We start from the raw sequence: 23,418 nt of genomic DNA, 5'->3' as shown, positions 1-23,418 counted from the left end.
GGTACTCAACCAACGGATGCACAGAAGGCTGATCCAAACTACATGACTGGTTATAATGCTGCTCAGAAGGCTGCCGATAATGGTGCTCAAGCATTCCTTAACGGTCAAGCTCACCCAGATGATTCGACACCAACTGGTAAGGCTGCAGCCGCTGCTTACGATGCGGCTAAGAAGGGTTACACCGATGCGGCAGCTGATGCACAATCAGGTAAGGAACCAACGGATGCCCAAAAGGCTGACCCATCTTACATGAAGGGTTACCAGGCATACAAGGATAGCCAAACTGGTTATACCGGTGCCGGAACTGACACGAAGCCAGCTGCGGATGCACCTCAAGCAGCACAAGATGCCTACAATGGTGCCATTGCTGGTGCCAAGGATGGCGCTGCTGGTGCACCAAAGGAAAGTGATTTGGCAACCAAGTCACAAGCATATCAAGATGCCTACAACAAGGCATATGATGATGCTGCCGCTGGTGCCAAGGCTGGTTACCAAGACGGTTCTCAAAGCGGTACACCAACTGATTTGACGAACAAGAGTGCCATCTACAAGCAAGCTTACGCTGCAGCCAAGGCCAAGGCCGACGCTGAAGCTACAGCTGGTGCTGCCGACTTTGCCCAAGGCAAGAGCGCACCAACAACAGCAACTGCTGCTAGTCAGTACGGTTACGACCGTGCCAAGGCAGGATTCGACGATGCGAATGCCGGTAAGCCAGCTCAGTCAACTGATGCAGCTTACATGGCTGGATACAACGCCGGTTTGAAGCACTACACGACGGTAAACAACACAGCACAAGATGATGCTTTGTCAGGTAAGGGTCGTCAAGACGCCAACCTTGATGACGCAGATAAAGCCGCTTATGACCAAGCTTATGCACGGACAATTGCTGGTTTGAATGACGGTGCTAATGGTGCTGCTAAGGCTTACCCTGATGATGCTAACTATTTGAAGGGTTACGCTGCTGGTCAAGCTGTGAAGGCATTGCTTGCTGATAAGCAAAACAATACTAAGACGGCTGTTGATGATCAAGCAAGCTACGACTTAGCTAACCAAGCATACTTGCAAGCACAAGATGACGTGAAGAATGGTCGGGCAAAGGCTCCTAACAACCAAAACCCTGTATATGTTTTGGCTTATGACCTTGCTTATGATCAACTCTTGAAGGAGAAGGAAGCACAAGGAACAGCAACTTCAGCTGAACCAACTGCAACAACCACAACAGATAATGTCACTCCTGCAACGAAGTCAAGTGTCTTGCCAGCAACTGGTGAAGAAACGACTGCTGCTAACAACAGTGGACTTATTCTTGGACTTGCTGCTTCATTCCTCGGATTGTTTGCAGCTGCAAAGCGCAACAAGCGTGATGAAAAGTAATCTCTTTCCAAGCGAACTCGTTTCGTAATTGGTAAGGGTGCAAACAATAACTGTGGCGAAAGCCATGGTGGTATGAACCTCAGAATTTGGATTTTCCAAGTTCTGGGGTTTTTACTTTGCATAAAAAATCAGGAAGTGGACAAATAAGAGTAGAGAATGGTGGGACAAATAAGTGCTTTTTGGATGCTATATTCTAATAAATCGCTTTTAAATTAAAATAATCAAATATTTTTACATGATCATTTCCCTTAAAATTGGGGTTTTTAGGCAAAAAGACCGAATAAAACGAAAAAAATTTGCAAAACCCCTTGCAAGATTAGATGTCAGTGCTATAATTATCAAAAACTAATAATAAAACGTTAATTAGGAAGTAGTAATCCCCGTTTTGTAGCTCAGTGAAGTGTTGGTTGGTGTGAAACACGTACAAACGAAGATGAACGTCACCTATAGTTGTATGCGATGAAAACCATACTGGGCGCTCCCATTACAGAGCTGACGATTTGAATTTTAGATCGAATAATGAGAGATACCCTATTTGGGTATAAGTAAGGTGGTACCGCGTGCAGAACGTCCTTTAGTCGAAAGACTAAAGGGCGTTTTTTTATTGGTTAGGAAAAAAGGGAAGAGGACGAGAAGATGAAGAAGATAACAAAGTGGTTGCAACAAGCATTCATCACGATCACTGTTTTGGTCGTCGCCGGATTAGGCATGACCCAAGTGGCTCACGCTGATGATGGCTTGCAAAAGATTAAAAAAGCGGGTGTGATGAAGGTGGCGATTTCGCCGGATTATCCACCATATGAATTCCAGATGAATAAAAACGGCACTTCAACGGATGTTGGAATGGACGTTGACATCATTAAGCAGATTGCCAAGGACTTGGGCGTGAAATTAGAAATCAAGAACATGGACTTTAGTTCCGTCTTGGTTGCCGTTCAAACTGGTAAGGTTGACATGGCTATTGGGGGAATCAACCCAACTGACGAACGTCGTCAAAGTGTTGATTTTTCAAAGATTTACTACAACGGTGGTCAAAGCTTCCTGATTAGCAAGACAAACGCTTCAAAGTATAAGAATGCTAGTGATTTGCAGGGAACCAAGATTGGTGCTCAAACCGGAACTTTGCAATACGACTTGGCTCAACAAAAGATTTCAGGAGCTACAGTTGTTGGAATGGACAAGACGCCAAACCTGATTTTCGCCTTGAAGACGAACAAGGTTGCAGCCGTTGGAGTTGAAAAGCCAGTTGCCCAAGCTTACGTTGCCAACGACAAAGATTTGAAGATGATTGATTCCGGCTACAAGTTGGACATCAACCAAACAGGTGCAGCGATTGCCTTTGCTAAGGGTAACCCTGAATTGGTAGCAGCAGTCAACAAGTCAATCGATAAGATTGAGAACCATGGCTGGATTAAGACTTACTTGAAGAACGCCGGTAAGAACATGTCCGAAAACACGGTGGACACGTCAATGCTTCGCTACTGGCACTACTTCTACAGTGGTTTCTTAAACACCACTTTAATTGCTTTCGTTTCAGTTGCCTTTGGAATTATCTTAGGAATTATCTTGGCCTTGATGAAGATGTCAAAGTTTAAGATCTTGAGTTGGCCAGCAATTTCTTACATCGAAATTGTCCGGGGAACACCAATGATGGTTCAAATTCTCTTGGTTTACTTTGGTCTTGGTGCTTTGATCAACATCCCAGCCTTGACGGCCGGTATCATTGCCGTTTCCTTGAACTCAGGTGCCTATGTTGCTGAAATTATCCGTGGTGGTATTACCTCATTGGATAAGGGACAAAAGGAAGCAGCCAAGAGTCTTGGCTTGAACCAAAAAGACACGATGCGCTTTGTTATTTTGCCACAGGCCTTTAAGAACATCTGGCCAGCATTGGGTAACGAATTTATCTCAGTTATCAAGGAAAGTTCCATTGTTTCGATTATCGGTGTGACTGATTTGGTCTACGAATTGAACATCGTCCGTGCTGACACTTATCGTGGTATCGCACCAATCGTGGTTGTCATGGTGATTTACTTCTTGATGACCTTTATCTTGACACGGGGATTGAACTACTTAGAAGGGAAGATGAACCATGACTAATCCATTAATTTCTGTAAAACATCTCAAAAAAGACTTCGGTGGCAATGAAGTTCTTAAAGACATTAACGGCGACATTGATGCCGGCCAGGTGGTCTGCATCATTGGCCCTTCCGGATCTGGTAAGAGTACTTTGCTCCGCTGCATTAACCAGCTGGAACGTCCAACCAGCGGTGTTGTTGATTTCAACGGTGTCGATTTAGCTCAACAGTCTGACCAGGAATTGGCCAAGTTGGGTGAACAAATTGGCATGGTTTTCCAAAGCTTTAACCTCTTCCCTAATATGTCGGTTGTGGCCAATTTAAAATTAGCTCCAATGCGAGTAAAGGGCATGTCCGACGAAGAAGCGACTGCTGTGGCCATGAAATATCTGACAAGCGTTGGTCTGGCTGATAAGGCCGATGCCTTCCCAAACAGCTTGTCTGGTGGTCAGAAGCAACGTGTGGCCATCGCTCGTGCTTTGGCAATGCAGCCTAAGGTTTTGTTCTTTGATGAACCAACTTCAGCTTTGGATCCCGAAAATGTTGGCGAAGTTCTGAAGGTCATGCAGTCATTGGCCGACGGTAATATGACCATGGTGGTTGTGACCCACGAAATGCACTTTGCTAAGCAGGTCGCCGATGAAATCTGGTTTATGGCTGATGGCGTGATTCAGGAAAAGAATACACCGGCTGAACTGTTTGACCACCCACAAAACCCAAAGACCCAGGACTTTATTAGTAAGGTTTTGGTGGATTAAAGCGGTTGGTTGGAACCATTGAAAAAGTGGGATGAGCAGTTTAGCGGTTCATACGCAGCTCAAGCTGTTATCCCACATAAAACAATTGAAATTGATTGAACAATAGAGGAGAAACAACATGACAAAGAAAATTGTATTGGCATATTCAGGTGGACTCGATACTTCTGTGGCCATTCCGTGGTTGATTGATAAGGGTTACGAAGTGATCGCCGTTGTCTTGGACGTTGGCCAGGGTGGTAAGGATTTGGATGAAATCCAAAAGAAGGGCCTCCAAGTTGGTGCAGCCCAGTCAATCGTGGTTGATGGTAAGGAAGAATTCGCCAACGAATACGTGGCACCAGTGATCAAGGCCAATGCCTTGTATGAAGGCGCTTATCCTTTGGTTTCAGCTCTTTCACGTCCATTGATTATTAAGAAATTAGTTGAGATTGCTCATGAAAACGGGGCAGATGCCATTGCCCACGGTTCAACTGGTAAGGGAAATGATCAGGTTCGTTTCGAAGCTGCCATCCACGCCTTGGATCCTGATTTGGCCATCGAAGCCCCAATCCGTGACTTCCACTGGTCACGTGAAGAAGAAATCGATTACGCCAAGGACCACAACGTCCCAGTGCCAATCGGTAAGCAATCACCATACTCAATCGATGCCAACTTGTGGGGCCGCGCTAACGAAGCCGGTATCCTCGAAGATCCTTGGAACATCGCACCCGATGATGCCTGGGGCATGACGGTTGCACCAGAAGACGCACCGGAAGAAGCAACATTCTTGGACTTGACCTTTGAAGAAGGTTTGCCGGTTGCCCTCGATGGTGAAAAGATGACCTTGGCTCAGTTGATTGTCAAGCTAAATCAGATTGCCGGTGCTAATGGTATTGGCCGGATTGACAAGATTGAAAACCGTTTGGTTGGCATTAAGTCTCGTGAAGTTTATGAAGCACCAGCCGCAGCCGTGATTATGGCTGCTCACAAGGACTTGGAAGACTTGACGTTGGAGCGTGACGTTGCGCACTACAAGCCTTTGTTGGAACAGAAGGTGACGGACCTGATTTACAATGCTTTGTGGATTACGCCACTCTTTGATGCCTTGCAGGCCTTCATGGACCAGACACAACAGGTTGTGAACGGTACGGTCAAGATGAAGTTGTACAAGGGACAAGCCGTTGCCGTTGCGCGGAAGTCTGAGGAAAACTCACTGTATAACAAGAACTTAGCCACATATACGGCAGCTGATAGCTTTGATCAAGTTGCTGCCGGTGGATTTATTAAGTTGTGGTCATTGCCAAGCATGGTCTTTGAGCAAGTGAACCACGTCCATTCAGAACAAAAGAAATAGGAGAGAATCAAATGTCCGATAAATTATGGGGTGGCCGGTTTACCGGCAAAGCAGCAGAATGGGTCGATGAATTTGGCGCCTCAATCGGCTTTGATTACCGGTTGGCAGAAGAAGACCTGGAGGGCTCATTGGCCCACGTGAAAATGTTAGGTCAGCAGGGGATTATTTCGGTTGAGGAAGCTGAGCAAATCAGCGCCGGCCTGCACGACATTCAGGCTGATTTGGCCGCTGGCAAGGTGGAATTTTCCGTTGCCAACGAGGATATCCACTTGAATATCGAGTCCTTGCTGACGAAAAAGATTGGGCCGGTGGCGGGCAAGTTGCACACTGGCCGGTCACGGAATGACCAAGTGGCAACTGATTTCCATTTGTGGGTGAAGCACCGCCTGCCAGCAGTTAAGGAAGCTATCACTGAATTGCAGCAGACCCTCCTTGACTTAGCCGAGAAGCATGCGGATGTGATTATGCCGGGCTATACGCACATGCAACACGCCCAGCCCATTAGCTATGGTCACTACCTGCTGGCCTACTTCGAAATGTTCCAACGTGACTTTCAACGCTTTGAATTCAACGAAAAGCATACGAACATGCTCCCATTGGGCGCTGCTGCCTTGGCGGGCACGACCTTCCCAATTGACCGCCGACTGGTCGCTGACGAATTGGGCTTCGATGCCATCTACCACAATAGTTTGGATGCTGTTTCGGACCGGGATTTCGCCCTCGAATTCCTCTCGAATGCCTCAATTTTGATGGTGCATTTGTCCCGGATGGCGGAAGAACTGATTTTGTGGGGGACCTACGAGTTCAATTACATTGAACTTTCAGACAACTTCTCAACTGGATCATCGATTATGCCCCAAAAGAAGAATGCGGACTTTGCCGAACTTGTTCGGGGAAAGACAGGGCACGTCTTTGGGAGCTTGATGGGCTTGTTGACGGTTATGAAGGGCTTGCCACTGGCCTACAACAAGGATATGCAGGAAGATAAGGCAGCCACATTCGAGGTGATGGACACTATTTTGGCCTCCGTGAAGGTCTTTACGGGGATGTTATCAACGATGACGGTCCACGCTGACCGGATGGAAGCAGCTACGAAAGACGACTTCTCGAACGCCACTGAACTGGCTGACTACTTGGCCACAAAGGGTGTGCCATTCCGTCAGGCGCATGCGGTTGTTGGTGAATTGGTGTTGAAGGGCATTCAAACGGGACAGACCTTAAATGAAATGTCGTTGGCTGACCTTCAGGCAGCCGATAACCATATCGAAGAAGATGTCTATGAAGAGTTAACCTCTAAGGCGGCCGTTAACCGTCGGACTTCTCTTGGTGGCACGGCCGTTGCCAATGTCCTCAAGGAAATCAGTCGGGGACAAGAGCTACTGGCAACACGGTAAGCGTCGCCAATGATTTCAGAATAACCGCTAGCCACAGTGGCTGCGTTCATTCAGGCAAATAAAAAAACACCGAACAGGATTGTTCGGTGTTCATCAGAGTGAAGGATTTCGTCCTTCGCTCTTTTTATTTGCTGATTGTTACTTAGCAACAATCTCTTGGACCTGCTTCAATTCACTGAGCTTCCAGTCAACGTAAGAAGTCTTTTCTGGCGAAGTTTCTGTCACCTTAACGATTGGGATGTTGTTATCCTTGGCCAACTTGACAATCTTATCAACCGTGCCGCCTGTGGTTTGCGTGTTGTAAACCAAGAAGGCGAGTTCGTGGTTCTTAATCTTATTTTGGATATCCGTCAAGACGGCTGGTGAAGGGTCGTTTCCTTCTTCAATGGCTTCGGCGAAATCAGTGCCGACCACGTTGGCGCCCAAGGCGTCCAACATGTATTCGTAAACTGGCTCGGTTTCCATGACTTCCTTACCGGCAACTTCTGACTTCAATTCGGCAATCTTGTCGGTCACTGGCTTAAGCTTTGTGGCGTAGGCCTTGGCGTTGGCTTCGTAATCGGCCTTGTGCTTTGGATCCTTCTTGCTGAGTGTGTCAGCTAATCCTTGAGCGGCCTTAATCATGTTTTCTGGATCATTCCACAAGTGGGGGTTTGAACCAGACTTCTTGTTCAAAATATCGTTACCAACATAGAGCACTTGCGTTGACTTCGATGTCTTGGCTAATTTTTGCAACCAAGCATCGTAGCCCAAGCCGTTTCCAAAGGCAATGTCCGCCTTGGCAACCTTTTTAGCCACTGCGTTGGTTGGTTCATAATCTTCCGGTGAAACGGATTGCTTGGTAATAATGGCTGAAACATCAGCGTGGTCGCCGGCAACCGTCTTGGCCAATTCGGCATAGACGTTCGTTGAAGCGACAATGGTTAATTTGTCAGATTTTTTGTCATCTTTTTGACTGTTGCTTTGCCAAGCAACTAATCCACCAACGACGGCCAAAATCAGTACTAAGATTGTGACCACGATGGTTGTTTTCTTCTTTTGCATCATCATTCCTCCAGTGGGGGTGTTCTGTGATCCGGCCGTCCAATTTTGGTGGCGGCCAAGAGCTCATCAAAAATCCGCTGTTGCGCATCCGTTAAGACAATGTCTTTTCGGTAAGCAAAGCCGACCTTAAACATGGGCTGGTCGTCATCTGTGATGGGCAATGCGGTCACACCCGGGAAAGTTAACGCTGGGTGGTGGACCATAAAGCCAATCCCACGATTTTGTCGAATCAGGCTTAGAATTCCATAGGGTTCCGAGGAATTAAACAAAACGTTGGCATGAAAATGGGCGGCTCGGGCCAACTGGTCGAAAGCCTGGGTATGAACGAAGTTACCTTTCAGTAAGATGAATCTTTCGTCTTTGATTTCTTCAAATGACACGGACCCTTTTTGAACCAAGGGGTAGTCGTCGGCAGCCAAAATAGCAAAGGGCTGCTCGTCAAAGGCGATTAAATTGAATTCGCTTTGATCGATGTCATCGAGATAGCCGACAAAGGAAGCGTCGAGCTCACCATTCTTTAATTGATCGATGGCCTCTTGGGCCCCAACTTCAACTGTTTTCAAATGGGCGAGTGAATCGTCAGATAAGACCGTTGCAATGGCTGGAAAGTAAGCAACTTGAATAATGGGTGGCAAACCAATCAAAAGTGATTCCTCACTGTCGCGTTTGATCTCCGTTTGGGCAACTTGGTACTGTTCCACAATCAAGGTAGCATGTTGTCGCAAAACTTCGCCGGCGTGGGTCAGAGTCACGTTTTTATGCGCTGCCTGTCGCAAAATGAGCTTGGCGCCAAGCTCTTTTTCCAACCGTTGCATCGCAAGCGACACCGTTGGCTGGGAAATTCCGAATTTCTCAGAAACCTGAGAAAAGTTTCGGTAAGTTGCGAGGGCTAAATAGTATTGTAAATCAGTTATGCGCAAGGTTTTCTCCAAATTCAATTCTTAACATTCAAGCCTACTTCCATTATAGCAAAATCTGTCAACCCCCCTTCATGAACTATAGGGAAAAGTGAGGGTATGCCACCTGTTTGACTATAAATTTTTATGGGTTGTAGAATAACAGCGTTAAGTAATTCGAACTTTGATTCGAGTTAAAAAACAAAGAAAAAAGGAGCCTATCTCATGACACCAATTGAGATTTTAAATAATCCCTTCTTGAATAAGGGAACAGGGTTCACGATGGAAGAACGTAAGGAACTCGGCGTTGCCGGTCTTTTGCCTCCCCGCGTGCAAACTTTGGAAGAACAATCAGCACAAGCATACGCACAATACCAATCAAAGCCTTCTGATTTGGAAAAGCGTTTGTTCTTGATGGAAATCTTCAACACAAACCACACATTGTTCTACTACTTGTTCGGACAACACGTGGTTGAGTTTATGCCAATCGTTTATGATCCAGTGATCGCTGACACGATTGAAAACTACTCAGAATTGTTTGTTGACCCACAAAACGCTGTTTACTTGTCAATCGACGAACCAGACGTTATGGAATCAGCCTTGAAGGCTGGTGCCAATGGTCGTGACATCAAGTTGATTGTTGTCACAGATGCCGAAGGAATCTTGGGTATCGGTGATTGGGGAACGAACGGTGTTGATATCGCTGTTGGTAAGTTGATGGTTTATACGGCTGCTGCCGGTGTTAACCCTGAAAACGTTTTGCCTGTTGTCTTGGATAACGGAACAAACAACCAATCATTGTTGGACAACGACATGTACTTGGGTAACCGTCACGAACGTGTTCGCGGCGAAAAGTATACGGAATTTGTTGACAGCTTCGTTGAAGCTGCTGAAAACTTGTTCCCTAACTTGTACTTGCACTGGGAAGACTTCGGTCGTTCAAACGCCGCTGTTATCTTGGACAAGTATAAGGACAAGATTACAACATTTAACGATGACATCCAGGGGACTGGAATCATCACTTTGGCAGCCGCTTTGGGTGCCATGACCATCACTGGTGAAAAGTTGTCTGACCAGACTTACTTGACATTCGGTGCAGGTTCAGCCGGTGCAGGTATCGCCAACCGGATGTTCGAAGAAATGTTGCAAGAAGGTTTGTCTGAAGAAGAAGCTCGCAAGCACATCTACATGGTGGACAAGCAAGGTTTGCTCTTCGACGACATGGATGATTTGACTCCTGAACAAAAGCCATTCGCCCGCTCACGTTCAGAATTTGCAAACGCTGCTGATTTGACAAACTTGGCAGCCGTTGTGAAGGAAATTCACCCAACAATCATGGTTGGAACTTCAACTCAACCAGGTGCCTTCACGAAGGAAATCGTGCAAGAAATGGCTGCTCACACTGAGCGCCCAGTGATCTTCCCATTGTCAAACCCAACGAAGTTGGCCGAAGCAAAGGCAGAAGACTTGCTTGAATGGACTGATGGTAAGGCCTTGATTGCCACTGGAATCCCAGTTGACCCAATCGAATACAAGGGTGTTACTTACGAAATCGGTCAGGCTAACAACGCCTTGGTTTACCCAGGACTTGGTCTTGGAACAATCGCCTCAACTGCAAAGGTTTTGAATGATGAAATGATTTCAGCCGCTGCTCACTCATTGGGTGGTATCGTTGATGCAACAAAGCCAGGGGCAGCCGTTTTGCCACCAGTTTCAAAGTTGACTGTCTTCTCAGAGACAGTTGCTATCGCCACTGCTCAGTCAGCCGTTGACCAGAAGATCACGAAGGAAGAGATCGCCGACGTGAAGAAGGCCATCGAAGACTTGAAGTGGGAACCTAAGTACTAAGATTTAACTTACAAAAAACAAAGCAAAGCAACAACACATGGAAAAGGGCGTAAAGTCCTTTTTTATGTACAATTTTTTAAAAATAGTGAAGTTCATGGAAAATCAGCGCTCTTAGCAGCGCTGAGAAGTGGATGGGGCTGTAATGATCAGGCACCACCCGTAGAAGGGAGTTTTTTATGGCATTTTTGAATTCAATTGAAAGTGTTGTGACAATCATCTTGATGATTGCCCTTGGTTTTATTTTGCGCCAGCGGGGCTGGTTTGCTGATAGTTTTGCCGGGAATATTTCCCGCTTGATTACCAATATTGCCTTACCGGCATCGATTTTTGTGTCGGTCTTAAAGTTTTTGACACGTGATAAATTAGTGTCCTTGTCTGGAGGATTGGTTTACGCCTTCCTCTCATTTGCCATCAGCTATCTAGTTGCCTACATTTTGGCTTATGTTTTCAAGGTCCGTCCTGGCCGCAAAGGGACGTTTATTAACGTTGTCGTCAATGCCAATACTATCTTTATTGGTTTGCCCTTAAATGTGGCGCTCTTTGGAAATCAGGCGTTGTCTTATTTCCTGGTTTATTATGTCATGAACACGATTTCAACCTGGGCCATTGGTGCTTTGATTATTGCCAATGATAGCCCGGATAAGGGACAAAAGGCCTTTAATTGGAAGAAACTTTTGCCCGCTCCATTGATTGGGTTCTTGGTGGCCTTGGTCTTCTTACTTTTGGCCATTCCAGTTCCTGATTTTGCAACGTCAACACTGACTTACGTTGGTAACTTGGTCACGCCATTGTCCCTGATTTACATTGGGATTGTCCTTTCGGATGCTGGCTTAAAAAGCATTCACTTTGACAAGGACACGGTTGTTGCCTTAGTTGGGCGCTTTATCTTTGCACCGGCCGTTATGTTGACACTGTTGGTCTTTGCCGGCGGCTTTTTGGGTCACTTACCACACCTTGAAGCTCAGACTTTGGCAGTGCAAGCTGCCACGCCGGCTTTGGCTGTTTTGCCAATCTTGGCCAATGAGGCCAATGGCGACGTGAAGTACGCCACGAACGTCGTCACCACATCAACCATTCTCTTTGTGGTGATTGTGCCTGTCGTGAATACCATTGCGACAATGCTCTTTAAATAAGATATCTTTCGGTAAGAAAACCCGCCTTTCTCAGTTTTGAGAGGGGCGTTTTTTTGATTGGTTAAATTTTAAAATTAATAAAAAAGGCGTCAAAAAGGTGAACGGTAGCGAAATATTCTAAATTAATGTAGAATGTTTATAATGCTTTTTTAGAAGTAGACCAGTTAAAAGTCGAGAGGAGATGTAAATGTTTAAAAATAAAAAGAGGTTCGTGTCCATATTTGGTTTTGCTATTGTGGCGGTAACTACTTTTGCTATTGTCATAAGTACAACATCTAGTAAGAATAAGGACACGGCTGATTCTCGTTCTGAAGCAAAGTCGTCCAGTAAAAGTTCGTCTAGTGATGACTCAAAGTTTGATGGGTACACTAATACAGACTCATCAAACGGTTGGTGGTTAAACGATTCAACTTTTAAAGCGGGTAATTTGAGGTTTGATTTTGGAAAATCAGAGGTTGTTACTGGTACAGATAAAAGTAAAATTCTTGTGATTCATGCTAAGATGTCCAATGTTTCACAGAAAAATATTGATTCTGTTGAAATTTATCCAGACGCTATTTGGGCAAAACAAAAGTCAGATAATCAAGAAGTAGATCTTACGAACGTCGATAACAAGTTGCCAGAGAATAGTGCTGCTTTCCAGGAAGCACAGAATTTCCATAAGCAGCTTTTACCTGGTCAGTCGACAGAAGTTGTAATTAACTTTGAGCTGGTAAACGATAGCCCGGTTACGGTTCACTTTGTCGGTGCAGATGTTGGCCAGGAATTAGGACAAAAGACATTTACCATCAAAAAGTAACTATTTTTGACTGATGGATAAAAATACTTGCTTGTATCAAACTGTTGCTATTCGTATAGATAGTTACAGTTTTTTATTTTAAAATGGTAGAAAATATTTTATGAGTGTTTAAGTAAGGAGAAGCTGTGCTAGAAAAATTTCGTCAATATCATCATTTTATTTTATTAGTGATTTCATTGGGCATTTTCGCAAATGCTGTTATTAGTGTCTTTACTAATAAATATGAATTTGCAAGAATGATTTTCGCTATTATTTTGGCTATCATAGCGACAATCAATTTAATTGCCCAACGTTCGCATCAAGATCATCGTAAAAAATAATCGTATAAAAAGTCCTTGGACCTGATAGCATCAGGATTAAGGGCTTTAATTTTTTAAAAATACAATTTGTTTAGTAATAAAAATCACGGTTCACATACCTGCCGTGAATCACATGATTAGCTAAAAAACATTGCATAATAGATATGCCCATGTATCTGAATATCCACAAGAAAGGGCATGATGATGTTAATAAAAAATCAGCAATTTAGTTTTCATACAAATGATAAGCTACTCGCCAAGGCTCAAAAGATTGCAGCTGTCGAACACCTTGATATGGCCACCATTTTAAATTCAGTTTTGGAAAAGATGGTTGCTCAAGGTGATGTACCTACTGATTTTGTGGACGAAAAATATAATCGTCGGGATAAAATCATCCAATCTTTGTATGATGAAATCGAGCAAGCGTATCAGGACTACAAAAATGGCCGTGTAACAGGAATTGATCAGACATTTTCTAAGTATGGTTTATAAGGCGGTACTGCACTAAACATTCAAACGAAGTAAAAGGACTGGCCCTGATATTTTATCAGTGTCAGTCCTTTGTGCTCTTCAATGGCGATAGTAAAAGTGTTAATCCACCATCCGCCATCTCTTATCCAGGATAAACCGGGCTACGAAAAGGCCGAAAGGCAGAAAGAGCATGATTAGGAGGGCCTTGGTCAACCATTCAGCACCTGTCCCCACGTTGTTGAGTCCGAGGTTATAAACGCCGCGGTAGATGTAGAGCCCTGGGACCATAATTACGATGGATGGTACGGTCAGGGTAATCCGAGGGTACCGCAATTTCTGATTTACCACGGAGGCCAATAGGCCAGCTAGCAAGGCGCCAATAAAGGCAGCCGCTGCTGGTGGACAGTGGACGAGTTCCACTAACTCTAATCGGGTGGTGTTGGCAACGGCGCCAATCAGGCCAGCGGTGATAGCCATCTTCTGCTTGGAATTAAACATCATCGAGAATCCGTAAACACCAGCAATTGAGGCCAACAGGCGCAACGCAATCAATGGGTAAAGAGACAGTCCCTGTGGCAAGAAGTTTTGTGGTTTGAAGCCAAAGCCGAGGGCTAGGAGCCAACCAATAAAGGTTGCCGTGATAATCGTCGTGAGGGCAAAGGTTAAGCGCTCCAACCCAGACCGCATATCGTTTTTCGTGATATCGAGGATACTGGTGATATAGGGGAAGCCGGGGATGACAAAGAGCATGGCGCCAATATAACCGGCTTCATGGGCTGAGGTATTGGGCAAAAAGAGACCTAAAAATTGCAAGGACAGGAAATAAGCCAGGCAAGCAACGGCCACACCCAGTGTCGTGGTAGCGACGGAGGTCCAGTGACGTTTTCCCAAAAGCTTACGGGTGAACTGTCCTAAGCCGGCGCCAACAAAGCAGCAGATCATCTCAATCAAACCACCACCGAGCAGAAAAATAAAGCCGGCACAGGCCAGTCCGGCTGCTAAACCAGATTGGTAAGGCTGGTAGTTGCCGGGTTCTTTTTTAATTGCATCAAGTTGCTGGTGGATAAGGGCCGGCTTTTGGTCAGCATAGTCACTGGCAAAGCGTTGGACAAAGTCCTGGAGCTGAGTCAACTTGTCGGTATTAACCCCCGAGCTGGCAAGCGAGAGGCTTTCGGTAAACGATTCCACCCCGTCAAAGCAGGTGACTGTGAGGGAGGTAAAACCAATGTCGGCGGAGCAAGTCATTTGGAGCGCTCTGGCCACGATGTTCATGGCATCGCGAACCCGCCAGGCACCTGTTCCAGAAGAAAGAAGTAAAAGGCCGACCCGGCCAACAATTGAGGCCCGTACCCGCAGGGATGCCTGACGGGCGGGCACTTGATCATTTTCAATCACCTTTTCCCAGCGAATCGCCATGTGGTGGTGGAGGCGTTCGGGGTGGACGGTGTCTTCGATGGCAGCTTGTGTGGTGGGAGTCGTCATGGTTCTTTATCCTTCTCATGAACTTTTTAAAACAGAGTCAATATAAGTTATATGATAGGCCTTTTAAATCAGCATTTCAAGGCGGTTTGAAGCGGTTTTAGAAGCTGATTTCACACCGAAAAAGCGACAAAAAAAGTCCGACAAATCTGCCGGACTTTCTGTTTGAAATTATGAGTGAGTTAATTGATCTTTGTAAATGGATTGGCCAGTATTACCAACCAACAAGACATCACAAATATCGATAAAAAGACCGTGTTCCACGACACCGGTCAAGGCCTTAAGGTCCCGGGCCAACTGGGGCAAATCCTCTTGACCAGTGATATCAACGTCGATGATGTAATTACCAGAATCAGTCGTCAGGTAATTACCATCCTCTTGTTGCCGATAAACGGGCTTTAAATCACGGGTTTTAAGGTAGTTAAATACATGGTGGACACCGAACTTCACCACTTCCACAGGAAGGCGGTAAGATCCCAAGCGTTGGTGCTGCTTGGAAGAGTCCACGACCCAGATATTCTTGGTTGAGTTCGTGGCCACAATCTTCTCGAAAAGAAGAGCGGCACCACCACCCTTAATTCCGTTCAAGTTGCCATCGACTTCATCAGCCCCATCAACGGTCACATCGATGCGGTCTACGGCATCGATATCAACAACCTTTAAACCGAAACCAAGGGCGAGTTGAGAAGTTTGGACGGATGTGGCTACGCAGGTAATGTCCATTTGTTCTTCATGGGCTTTTTTGGCCAATAAATCAATAAAGATTGAGGCCGTTGATCCCGATCCCAGGCCAACAATCGCCTGGTTGGGAATCAACTCGACGGCCATTTGGGCCGCTTTTACTTTGTCATCATTCACGTTCGATCCTCCAACAACCGGCAAGGAATAGTCATTACTTTTATTATAGCAGAAATGGCCCTTAAACCAATTGTTACTTTCACGCATTTTGCCCTTTTTGCTTGAAAAATCAGCGGGGTGCAGTACTTGGTGGTTTTTGGAGCGGCCATGGCCTTGCTTAGGCCACCATGTTAGTATGGTAGAAGAATCTAGATAAAGGTTAGCCAAGTTGATTTTGGCTAATTTGAGGAGCAATCAGTGAGTAAAAAAGCAAAAATAATTTACCTAATCTTAGCTATCCTAGCGGTGGTTGAGATTATCGCCTTGGCAGTCTTGCCCCATGTCTTTGGTAACAGCCAAGACAAGCAACCAAGCGTCAAACTGAGCCAAAGCCAGGCAAAAACGGCCGGAACAAATGCGGATGACTTGATGAAAAATCTTTACCAGTGGTCCAACGATGAGGAATACGCGAATAACAAGCAAAATATTATTAAAAATGATGTGACGAATGCCAAAGTGATTAATAAGGTGATGCCGGACGACGACAGTCAAAGCCAGATTAATTCAACCAAGCTCCAGTCAACTTACGAGGGCTCGCAGGCCTTTCAGAAGGGAAATACGGCCGGCGATATGACGATTGAGGTCAAAAGTACCGTGACGAAGTCCGGTGAAAGTACGAAGAGTACGATTGTCGATGCTTATCAGGCCCACTATGATCCAAAATCAGAACGATTTACAAAGCTGATTTATCAAGGGCAACAAAAGACGACTTAATGGGCGTACCCTTTTATCGGGAAAAGTCTGCAATGCAGGCAGAAAAACGGGTTCTTTTCTTGTAAAATAGTAGAAGGAAAGTGAAGTAACTGACGGCTGCGAAAGGATTTCGTCATGGTCAAGAAGACAACAATTATCGGTTCAACTAATTTGGATAAGGTTACCCGGGTGCCCCGGCTAGCCAATAGTGGAGAAACGCTCTCAACGCCCCAGCACCAAGAAGAAGTCATGGGTGGCAAGGGACTTAACCAGGCGGTGGCAGTTGCCCGCGCTGGTGGTAAAGCCAACTTTATTACCAAGGTTGGTGCCGGCTTTGATTTAGCAAGCCGGGTCCAAGAGGATGGTTTGAACCTTGACTATGTTTTGGAATCCCAGGATGCCGAGACAGGCCAGGCCTATATCACGGTTTCTAAGGCCACTGGTGATAATATTATTTATGTTTATGAGGGAGCCAACGGTCAGCTCTTAGCTAAGGATGTTTGGGACCAACGGGCCGCCTTTGAGGATGCAGCCTTTTGCTTGGCCCAGTTGGAAATTCCATTGGAAACGGTGCTCTCAGCCTTTAAGGATGCGCACACAGCCGGGGCTGTAACGGTTTTGAACCCAGCACCGGTGCCCGACCAAGAAAATTTCCCCAAGGAATTGTTGGCGGAAAGTGATTTGGTAATTCCCAACGAGCATGAGGCGGAATTGCTGACCAATATTCCGGTCACGGACCGCGAGTCTTTGATTCAAAATGCTGATTTCTTCTTCAAGGCGGGCGTTAAGCACGTGTTGATTACCCTGGGTGATAAGGGTGCCTTTTACAAATCAGCCGACGGCAAGGAAGTCATGGTCAACGCCATTAAGACCACCGCTATCGATACCACGGCAGCCGGTGACACCTTTATTGGAGCCCTCTTGTCACGCTTGGTGCCATCCTTTGCCAATATCGAAGGCGCCATCAAGTACGGCGTGGCGGCGGCTTCTTTGACGGTTGCCCAGCCGGGAGCCATGCCATCCATCCCATTTGAGGATGCGATTTTGGCGCAATTACCAAAGACTAAGTAAAATGTAAAACAAGGCGAAAGAAGTAAGGAAGGAGGCTCTTAGCGTTGAAAATTGCTGAGATGAACCTAACGAGAAAGGATTACTGGGTCTCGGTCCAGGAAGAGGTTGACTCTGGGGCTGAAGCCACTCAACCACCCGTGTTGGATTACCGGGTCCTGGCCTTTTCCTTTGAGAACAACCTGATTATTGACTGGCAGAAGGCATTTCCTGGCCCTAACCCGACGGATATCGTTCCTGATTTATACATGGATTCGGACTTAAAAGACCTGCATTTGGCGCACGGTATCTATCATTTTGATACAAACGGGCGAACAAGTGATAAAATCTATCATATAACGATTAATACGGTGCGCTCCTGATTTTTTGTTCAGGACTACATAATAGTAAAATCAATTAAGGAAATGAATATGAAAAAATTTTTGAGCTTTCTTTGGAATTGGATTGCTCCAATTGCTTTTGGTATTGCAGTTTATTTGGTCATAACCACTTTTTTGGTGAACGTCGTGACCATCAATGGTGATTCGATGGCGCCAAACTTGTTAGATGAGCAAAAGGTTTTGGTGACTAAGACCCATGAAGCCAAGCGCGGGGATGTCATTGTTTTTGATGCCCGGAAGGAAGATCCGCGAATCCAGGCCGGCAACAAGGACTACGTTAAGCGTGTGATTGGTTTGCCTGGTGACACGGTTGAATACCGTAATGGTGACCTGTACGTCAACAATAAGAAGGTCAACGAGTCCTTTATTTCATCAGACGAACAGCAGACCGGAACGGAAGCTAGCTTCGGTTCGACTTGGTCGCTTGGTACGCTTTCTTCAACGGGTATGTGGAAGAAATCAGACCAGGGAAAGACGGTTGTTCCCAAGGATGCTTACTTCGTGCTTGGTGATCACCGTTCTGTTTCAAACGATAGTCGTTACTTTGGTTTCGTTTCCAAGGAACACGTCGTGGGTCGTGTAATTGTGCCCTTCTGGTATAGTGACACCGTCAAGAAGAACGTTGAAAAAGAACGTAATCACTTCTTTGCTACTAATTAAAAATAATCAGCCGTTTGGCAGGATAAAACGAGCAATGCCGAAATTTGAACCAATAAGTTTCGTAGTTGTGAGCCAAAAAATCTGCTGAACGGCTTTTTTGCGCCCACAATTGTGGCTTAAGTGGTGGCGATTGATTTTAAAAGTGGCATCAAGTTTTAATAACTAAAAAAGCACCCCCTTTGCCGAAGCGAAGGGGGTGCTGATTTTATATAAGCAATAAGCAGAAAAGTAAATTGGTGAGGATAATGAATCTTAGTGGTTTTGAGCTTCGAAACGGATACCAGTTTCAATCAACTGAGCAGGAGCGTCCTTCATGCCCATGTTGGCCTGAACGATGACCATCTTGTCAGTTTCTTGGTCGGCCTTCTTCATGGCGGCAATCAATTCTTCTTCAGTTGAAACTTCGATGAAGTCGTATTGGTCGTCGCTGGCACCAAAGGCAGGAGCAATCAAGTCATAACGGTACTTTGGTACATCGTTATAAGGTTCGTTCATACCGTGAATAACACGTTCAACCGTGTAGCCGGTGTTTTCAATAATGAACAAAACAGGGTTCAAGCGTTCCTTCAAGGCCAAACCAAAGTCTTGGATAGTCAATTGAAGGGAACCTTCACCAGTAGTCAAGACGGCACGGCGGTCAGGGTTAGCCAATTGAGCACCAATAGCTGCTGGGAAGGCGTAGCCAATTGATCCCCACAATGGTTGGCCGAAGAACTTAGCACCGCTGGCCAAGTTTTGACTTGCCAAACCGAAGAAAGAGGTTCCTTGTTCAGCAATCAAAGTCTTGTTGCCGGTGATGAAGTCTTGCAAGGCTCGGTCATAGAAGGCCTGAGTCAAAGGTTGGTCGCTAGCCTGTAGAGCAGCGGGTTCTGCTGGCTTTTCTACAGCAGGCAAGGCCAAGTTCAAATCAGTTGTGGCCAAGCCTTGGATAGTGGCAACAAAGTCAAAGTCTGCTGGCAAAGATTGACCAAAGATTGTGCCACGGCGTGTGGAGAGCGTGATGGTTTGGCTGTCATCGAATTCCTGCGTGAAGCCACCAGTAACAGAGTCGGTCAACTTGGCACCCAAGACAAAGACAACATCTGCATCAGCAACGAAGTGATTAATTGATTCGTCAGAAATTGTTCCGTTGTAAGTACCAACGAAGTTGGCAAAGCTTTCATCAACGGCTGCCTTACCAAGGCCAAGATCGACAACGGGGATGTTGTTCTTCAATGAGAAGTCTTGAACAGCTTGGCCCAAGTTAAAGCGATCGATTTCGTGTCCAACAACAATCACTGGGTGGCTAGCCTTGGCTGCGGCCTGCTTGATTGCTGCGATTGAAGCAGGAGCTTCTTGCTTTGTTGTGGTGAACAAAGAGCTAATACCTTCCTTTAGGGCAGGGTTAACGGGAGCGTTGACCAAGTCACTTGGCAAAACAAGGTAAGCAGGCTTCTTTTCATTAGCAATGTAAGTCAACGTTTCATTGATCTGATCAATGGCGTGATCTTCATCCAAGACGGTTGTCTTGATGCCCAATGTTTCGTGAGCCTTGATGAAGCGGTCGAAGTTGCTATCACCAAAGGTATGGTGAACTAATTTACCAGCGCGTTGTACGCCGTTTGTTGGGGCACCAACAATTTCCAAAACAGGAACGTGTTCGGCGATACTTCCGGACAAACCGTTGATGGCGCTTAATTCACCAACACCGAAGGTTGTCACAAAGGTCGCAAAACCTTTTTCGCGAGCATAGCCGTCAGCCATGTAAGAGGCATTCAATTCGTTGGCATTGCCGACCCATTTCATATCGTTACGATGGGTGATATGGTCCAGGAATTGGAGGTTGTAATCACCGGGGACACCGAGAATCTCGTCGCCACCCATGGTTTTGATTACATCCAAGAGATAATCTGATATAGTATATTCAGTCATAAAAGTTCTTCCTTTCTTTTAGGTCAATTAACTTTACCTATAACAAGAACTATAGACCCTGTTTTTAATTATGTCAACCTAATTGACCTAAAAAGGAGGATTCCCTTTGGAAATCGATCAAAAATTACCAACAATCTTCTTTGCCTATCAGGAATTTGCTTCACTGGTTGACCTCTCGCAATACGATTTAACCAAGAACCAACACCGGATGCTCTTTATTATTTCTTCCTTAGAGGACGTCAGCATCAAGAAAATTTTGGTCCTCATTGGCATCTCCAAGCAAGCTGCCAACGTTGCCATCCGCGATTTAATGGATAAAGGCCTGGTGACAGAACATCGGTCGACGGTGGATAAGCGCGTCAAATATTTGCAGTTAACCCCAGCAGGCCTTGCCCTTAATGATCAAATCAACTTGGAACAAAAACGTCTCCTGGACCGCTATTTTGATGAGGCAAACGGCGATTGGGAAAAGGCAATGACGAAGCTGGCGCAAAAGTACCTGGACAGGGTGGAATAAAATACAGTAAATTGGAGTACGCATTGAAAACTAAATTGAAACAATATGTATCGATTTTTTTGATCATTGTCTCTTATAAGTTTTTAATAGTCGGTTTGGTTGATTTTATTTATTCACATCAGTATGATTGGACCAACTATTTGCTCGATACGTCTGGTTTGCTATTGTTCTTTATTTTAATCGATATTGTTTATAGAACGATTATTAGTATCTTTAGCAAGCGTTAGAAAATAAAAAATTTTTATTTTTAGTTAGTGGAAAAGTTATCCTTTTTAATACAAGAAGTACAAATCAAGCAAAAAAAGGCCAGTCACCGATAGCATATCGGCGACTGGCCTTTTAGGTCTTAGATTTTTACTTGCTCTGGTCGTTCTTGTCTTTTTTGCTACGAGACCACCAGTGCTTTTTTTGCTCGTCTTCCATTTCAATTCGTTGAACACGAGAGGTAACCTTGTCTAACTGTGACAGGGTTGCCATTTGAATATGTTGTTGCTGGTCAACGGTTGTTTGCGTTTTTTCCAGGTTCTGTTCGGCCTTTTCCAAAGTCGACTTTAAGGTATCGATGTGCTGTTTGCGATCATCGAGTTGTCGGTCCTTATAGCCAAGCTGGGATTCCAACATTTCCAGACGCATCTTTAAGATTTCGATTTCAGCCTCGCTATCAATGTTTAAATCAGCAAGAGCAGACTCTTTGGCGGGCTTTAACGCCGTTAATTCTTCTTCGGTATACGTGCCGTTTAAATCAATCCCGCGCATCTTAGCTCGTTGAAAGAGCGTTTCACGCTCGATGCCCAAGAACAGTGTTAGTTCGGCAGTCGAGGTGAAAGTATAGTAATCTTTCATATTTTCGCGTTTAATTTTCAACAGACAATCCTCCGTTTGTATCTTAAATACCAGGATATAGAACTTGTTTCCGGGTTGTCAAAAAACGCAATAGTTGATTGACAGCTTTATATGAAAAAGTTTCGCCGAGTACTCCTGAAAAAATCAGGATTTGCAAGTGCCATCCAAGGGTTAAGTATACCAAAGAAAAAAATGACCAGGACAAGCTTAAGCATTTCTTAGACAAAAAATGTGAAACTTAAACTTTTAAAAAGTGTTTTTACGGTGATAATCGTTAAGCTGTGGTCAAGATATCAACAAGCGTCGTTTTCGGTCAGTAGTTGGCTATTGGTGAAAACCACTAGGCTTTGGCTAAGATATCAACGCTTGTATCAGCCAAAATGATGGCTGGATTGTCTTGCTTTAAGTGATGAAGTTCGTTTAAGAAAAATCCGGTTTTCACAGGCAATTTCTCCCTGCAAGCAATCACCATCAGGGTGTAACGGTGGTCATGGTCTGGTGGTACGGGACCGATATAAGTCTGCTTGAGTTTGGAATCTTTTTCTTGAATATAGCGAGAATAAGAGGAATTTTCCCCCTGGACGAAACCATCATTGACAACGTCTGTTTCATGATTAGCAGCGAGTTGGGCTAAGTTCGCTGGTATCGAGACCGTGTCTTGAGTCACCGGGTAGTTGGCAGCTAGCCAATGAATCCAAGGAAAACCCATCACGGGAATTGAATCAAAATCAATGAAAGCCCAGGACAGGTACTTGGTGCCAGCGGGGAGGTCTGTCACCTCAAAGGGAAATGATTGAATGGGGTAGCGACCTGATTTTTCGCTATCGTTGGCAAACTTGCTGTAAGCGTCTGGCAAGTAGCCATCTTCTGTTGTCACTTGAATCTGCATAAATGTGACTCCTATCGTCTTTTTCTGCATTATAACACTGCTTTTTCTAAGGGCAAAGTGTTATGATTAAAAAGAATTATTTGAGGAGAAACAGTTCTATGTTCAACATCATCTTTAACACAGTTTGGGTCGGTGCCCTTGCTGGTTTGTTTGGCGGCATGGTCCGATTCGGTTGGACGAAAACCCTGCCTCCCCGCAGTCAAATGGCTACGGCAAATGGACCGATTACGGTTTTCTTACAGCAACTTGGTTTAACTAAAAAAGAAGCGCAAAAAAGTCTGACCGTTGCCGGCGACCAGGCTGTTCCGGTCGTTGCCCTCAGTGTTTACTACGTTTACTCGATGCTGGTGGCTATCTTCTTTGTTCTAGCCGCAAACTTTGATGGCCGCCTGACCTATGGGCTGGGCACGATGTTTGGCTTCGTTCTTTGGATCGTGGTTGATATTCTTTTTCTACCAGCTTTTAAGACGATTCCGTTTTTCTGGCATCGTTCTGTTTACGAATTAGCGGTCGAGATGGTCGGTTATTTAATCTTTGGTTGGGCCGTTTACTTGGTGGCTCTTGGATTACCCATTTCTGGTATTTACCTATAAAAATTAATCTTGTTAAAAAGTGCTCCGAATTGCTGAAAAATCAGTATTCGTGGCTTTTTAA

Annotated in this window: 23 protein-coding genes and 1 other annotated feature; of the genes, 16 read left to right on the top strand and 7 right to left on the bottom strand. The window is 45.2% G+C overall.

Annotated features, from left to right (window positions below; translation table 11 throughout):
• The 5 genes from AOQ32_RS08675 to argH form a co-directional block, all read left to right on the top strand.
• Window positions 1-1,374: LPXTG cell wall anchor domain-containing protein (locus AOQ32_RS08675; RefSeq protein ID WP_059394143.1), on the top strand; the 1,374-nt coding region annotated here is incomplete at its 5' end.
• A gap of 350 nt (window positions 1,375-1,724) precedes the next feature.
• Window positions 1,725-1,952 (top strand) — a binding site (T-box leader).
• A gap of 58 nt (window positions 1,953-2,010) precedes the next feature.
• Window positions 2,011-3,474, top strand: a complete 1,464-nt coding sequence (locus tag AOQ32_RS06750; protein WP_059394142.1) for an ABC transporter substrate-binding protein/permease — start codon at window positions 2,011-2,013, stop codon at window positions 3,472-3,474.
• Complete coding sequence (locus AOQ32_RS06745) at window positions 3,467-4,210, top strand: amino acid ABC transporter ATP-binding protein (RefSeq protein WP_059394141.1); 744 nt, start codon at window positions 3,467-3,469, stop codon at window positions 4,208-4,210. Before AOQ32_RS06750 ends, AOQ32_RS06745 begins: the two co-directional genes overlap by 8 nt.
• A gap of 118 nt (window positions 4,211-4,328) precedes the next feature.
• Window positions 4,329-5,543 carry an argininosuccinate synthase gene (locus AOQ32_RS06740; protein ID WP_059394140.1) on the top strand — a complete coding sequence of 405 codons (1,215 nt, stop codon included), beginning with the start codon at window positions 4,329-4,331 and terminating at the stop codon, window positions 5,541-5,543.
• 11 nt (window positions 5,544-5,554) lie between these two features.
• Entirely contained in the window at window positions 5,555-6,937 is a 1,383-nt protein-coding gene (gene argH / locus AOQ32_RS06735; RefSeq protein WP_059394139.1) for an argininosuccinate lyase, read from the top strand.
• Window positions 6,938-7,075: 138 nt separating this feature from the next.
• On the opposite strand, the gene AOQ32_RS06730 is transcribed toward argH, so the two are convergent.
• Complete coding sequence (locus AOQ32_RS06730; RefSeq protein ID WP_059394138.1) at window positions 7,076-7,981, bottom strand: metal ABC transporter solute-binding protein, Zn/Mn family; 906 nt, start codon at window positions 7,979-7,981, stop codon at window positions 7,076-7,078.
• A 2-nt stretch (window positions 7,982-7,983) separates the two neighbouring features.
• Window positions 7,984-8,901, bottom strand: coding sequence for a LysR family transcriptional regulator (locus AOQ32_RS06725; protein ID WP_158531876.1), 918 nt, complete (start codon window positions 8,899-8,901; stop codon window positions 7,984-7,986).
• Between the two features lie 201 nt (window positions 8,902-9,102).
• Here AOQ32_RS06725 and AOQ32_RS06720 point away from each other — a divergent pair, with 201 nt between their 5' ends.
• The 5 genes from AOQ32_RS06720 (at window position 9,103) to relB (ending at window position 13,448) form a co-directional block, all read left to right on the top strand.
• Entirely contained in the window at window positions 9,103-10,725 is a 1,623-nt protein-coding gene (locus AOQ32_RS06720; protein WP_059394136.1) for a malolactic enzyme, read from the top strand.
• 176 nt (window positions 10,726-10,901) lie between these two features.
• The gene (locus tag AOQ32_RS06715) at window positions 10,902-11,858 is read left to right on the top strand and encodes an AEC family transporter (RefSeq protein WP_059394135.1); all 957 of its coding nucleotides are present in this window, start codon (window positions 10,902-10,904) and stop codon (window positions 11,856-11,858) included.
• Window positions 11,859-12,045: 187 nt separating this feature from the next.
• Window positions 12,046-12,657 carry a DUF5067 domain-containing protein gene (locus tag AOQ32_RS06710; protein ID WP_059394134.1) on the top strand — a complete coding sequence of 204 codons (612 nt, stop codon included), beginning with the start codon at window positions 12,046-12,048 and terminating at the stop codon, window positions 12,655-12,657.
• 125 nt (window positions 12,658-12,782) lie between these two features.
• Window positions 12,783-12,977, top strand: a complete 195-nt coding sequence (locus AOQ32_RS06705) for a hypothetical protein (protein ID WP_059394133.1) — start codon at window positions 12,783-12,785, stop codon at window positions 12,975-12,977.
• 177 nt (window positions 12,978-13,154) lie between these two features.
• Window positions 13,155-13,448, top strand: a complete 294-nt coding sequence (relB, locus tag AOQ32_RS06700) for a type II toxin-antitoxin system RelB/ParD family antitoxin (RefSeq protein WP_148666527.1) — start codon at window positions 13,155-13,157, stop codon at window positions 13,446-13,448.
• Between the two features lie 99 nt (window positions 13,449-13,547).
• Here relB and AOQ32_RS06695 read toward each other — a convergent pair whose 3' ends face one another.
• Both AOQ32_RS06695 and rpiA read right to left on the bottom strand, forming a co-directional pair.
• Entirely contained in the window at window positions 13,548-14,909 is a 1,362-nt protein-coding gene (locus tag AOQ32_RS06695) for a threonine/serine exporter family protein (protein ID WP_059394131.1), read from the bottom strand.
• A gap of 168 nt (window positions 14,910-15,077) precedes the next feature.
• Entirely contained in the window at window positions 15,078-15,851 is a 774-nt protein-coding gene (gene rpiA / locus AOQ32_RS06690; protein WP_308438135.1) for a ribose-5-phosphate isomerase RpiA, read from the bottom strand.
• A 150-nt stretch (window positions 15,852-16,001) separates the two neighbouring features.
• Here rpiA and AOQ32_RS06685 point away from each other — a divergent pair, with 150 nt between their 5' ends.
• From AOQ32_RS06685 to lepB, 4 genes are all read left to right on the top strand, one after another.
• On the top strand, window positions 16,002-16,517 hold the full coding sequence (locus tag AOQ32_RS06685) for a hypothetical protein (protein ID WP_059394130.1): 516 nt from the start codon (window positions 16,002-16,004) through the stop codon (window positions 16,515-16,517).
• 114 nt (window positions 16,518-16,631) lie between these two features.
• Window positions 16,632-17,567: a ribokinase gene (locus tag AOQ32_RS06680; protein ID WP_059394129.1), complete on the top strand. Its 936-nt coding sequence runs from the start codon at window positions 16,632-16,634 to the stop codon at window positions 17,565-17,567.
• 44 nt (window positions 17,568-17,611) lie between these two features.
• Window positions 17,612-17,926 carry a hypothetical protein gene (locus AOQ32_RS06675; RefSeq protein ID WP_059394128.1) on the top strand — a complete coding sequence of 105 codons (315 nt, stop codon included), beginning with the start codon at window positions 17,612-17,614 and terminating at the stop codon, window positions 17,924-17,926.
• A gap of 48 nt (window positions 17,927-17,974) precedes the next feature.
• On the top strand, window positions 17,975-18,604 hold the full coding sequence (gene lepB, locus AOQ32_RS06670; protein WP_059394127.1) for a signal peptidase I: 630 nt from the start codon (window positions 17,975-17,977) through the stop codon (window positions 18,602-18,604).
• A 252-nt stretch (window positions 18,605-18,856) separates the two neighbouring features.
• Here lepB and AOQ32_RS06665 read toward each other — a convergent pair whose 3' ends face one another.
• Window positions 18,857-20,515, bottom strand: a complete 1,659-nt coding sequence (locus AOQ32_RS06665; protein ID WP_059394126.1) for an alpha-keto acid decarboxylase family protein — start codon at window positions 20,513-20,515, stop codon at window positions 18,857-18,859.
• Window positions 20,516-20,621: 106 nt separating this feature from the next.
• On the opposite strand from AOQ32_RS06665, the gene AOQ32_RS06660 reads away from it, so the two are divergent.
• Window positions 20,622-21,032: a MarR family transcriptional regulator gene (locus AOQ32_RS06660; RefSeq protein ID WP_059394125.1), complete on the top strand. Its 411-nt coding sequence runs from the start codon at window positions 20,622-20,624 to the stop codon at window positions 21,030-21,032.
• Window positions 21,033-21,386: 354 nt separating this feature from the next.
• Here the strand turns inward: AOQ32_RS06660 and AOQ32_RS06650 are convergent, their stop codons facing one another.
• Both AOQ32_RS06650 and AOQ32_RS06645 read right to left on the bottom strand, forming a co-directional pair.
• The gene (locus tag AOQ32_RS06650; protein WP_148666526.1) at window positions 21,387-21,896 is read right to left on the bottom strand and encodes a hypothetical protein; all 510 of its coding nucleotides are present in this window, start codon (window positions 21,894-21,896) and stop codon (window positions 21,387-21,389) included.
• 319 nt (window positions 21,897-22,215) lie between these two features.
• Window positions 22,216-22,764, bottom strand: coding sequence for a YbhB/YbcL family Raf kinase inhibitor-like protein (locus AOQ32_RS06645; protein ID WP_059394122.1), 549 nt, complete (start codon window positions 22,762-22,764; stop codon window positions 22,216-22,218).
• Between the two features lie 98 nt (window positions 22,765-22,862).
• On the opposite strand from AOQ32_RS06645, the gene AOQ32_RS06640 reads away from it, so the two are divergent.
• A complete protein-coding gene (locus AOQ32_RS06640; RefSeq protein WP_059394121.1) occupies window positions 22,863-23,357 on the top strand; it encodes a DUF1440 domain-containing protein in 495 nt (164 codons plus the stop codon).
• The last annotated feature ends 61 nt before the right edge of the window (window positions 23,358-23,418 follow it).

Source organism: Fructobacillus tropaeoli, from assembly GCF_001047135.2.
Lineage (GTDB): Bacteria > Bacillota > Bacilli > Lactobacillales > Lactobacillaceae > Fructobacillus > Fructobacillus tropaeoli.
The sequence above is the reverse complement of the archived record's forward strand: the minus strand, read 5'-3'. Positions and strand labels throughout refer to the sequence as shown.

What these genes read in the sequence shown, in the direction of transcription:
- AOQ32_RS06665 (WP_059394126.1), bottom strand. Translation starts at nt 20,515, where the DNA reads ATGACTGAATATACTATATCAGATTATCTCTTGGATGTAATCAAAACC.
- argH (WP_059394139.1), top strand. Translation starts at nt 5,555, where the DNA reads ATGTCCGATAAATTATGGGGTGGCCGGTTTACCGGCAAAGCAGCAGAA.
- lepB (WP_059394127.1), top strand. Translation starts at nt 17,975, where the DNA reads ATGAAAAAATTTTTGAGCTTTCTTTGGAATTGGATTGCTCCAATTGCT.
- AOQ32_RS06715 (WP_059394135.1), top strand. Translation starts at nt 10,902, where the DNA reads ATGGCATTTTTGAATTCAATTGAAAGTGTTGTGACAATCATCTTGATG.
- AOQ32_RS06695 (WP_059394131.1), bottom strand. Translation starts at nt 14,909, where the DNA reads ATGACGACTCCCACCACACAAGCTGCCATCGAAGACACCGTCCACCCC.
- AOQ32_RS06710 (WP_059394134.1), top strand. Translation starts at nt 12,046, where the DNA reads ATGTTTAAAAATAAAAAGAGGTTCGTGTCCATATTTGGTTTTGCTATT.
- AOQ32_RS06645 (WP_059394122.1), bottom strand. Translation starts at nt 22,764, where the DNA reads ATGCAGATTCAAGTGACAACAGAAGATGGCTACTTGCCAGACGCTTAC.
- AOQ32_RS06750 (WP_059394142.1), top strand. Translation starts at nt 2,011, where the DNA reads ATGAAGAAGATAACAAAGTGGTTGCAACAAGCATTCATCACGATCACT.
- AOQ32_RS06720 (WP_059394136.1), top strand. Translation starts at nt 9,103, where the DNA reads ATGACACCAATTGAGATTTTAAATAATCCCTTCTTGAATAAGGGAACA.
- relB (WP_148666527.1), top strand. Translation starts at nt 13,155, where the DNA reads ATGATGATGTTAATAAAAAATCAGCAATTTAGTTTTCATACAAATGAT.
- AOQ32_RS06730 (WP_059394138.1), bottom strand. Translation starts at nt 7,981, where the DNA reads ATGCAAAAGAAGAAAACAACCATCGTGGTCACAATCTTAGTACTGATT.
- AOQ32_RS06745 (WP_059394141.1), top strand. Translation starts at nt 3,467, where the DNA reads ATGACTAATCCATTAATTTCTGTAAAACATCTCAAAAAAGACTTCGGT.
- AOQ32_RS06680 (WP_059394129.1), top strand. Translation starts at nt 16,632, where the DNA reads ATGGTCAAGAAGACAACAATTATCGGTTCAACTAATTTGGATAAGGTT.
- rpiA (WP_308438135.1), bottom strand. Translation starts at nt 15,851, where the DNA reads ATGCGTGAAAGTAACAATTGGTTTAAGGGCCATTTCTGCTATAATAAA.
- AOQ32_RS06740 (WP_059394140.1), top strand. Translation starts at nt 4,329, where the DNA reads ATGACAAAGAAAATTGTATTGGCATATTCAGGTGGACTCGATACTTCT.
- AOQ32_RS06640 (WP_059394121.1), top strand. Translation starts at nt 22,863, where the DNA reads ATGTTCAACATCATCTTTAACACAGTTTGGGTCGGTGCCCTTGCTGGT.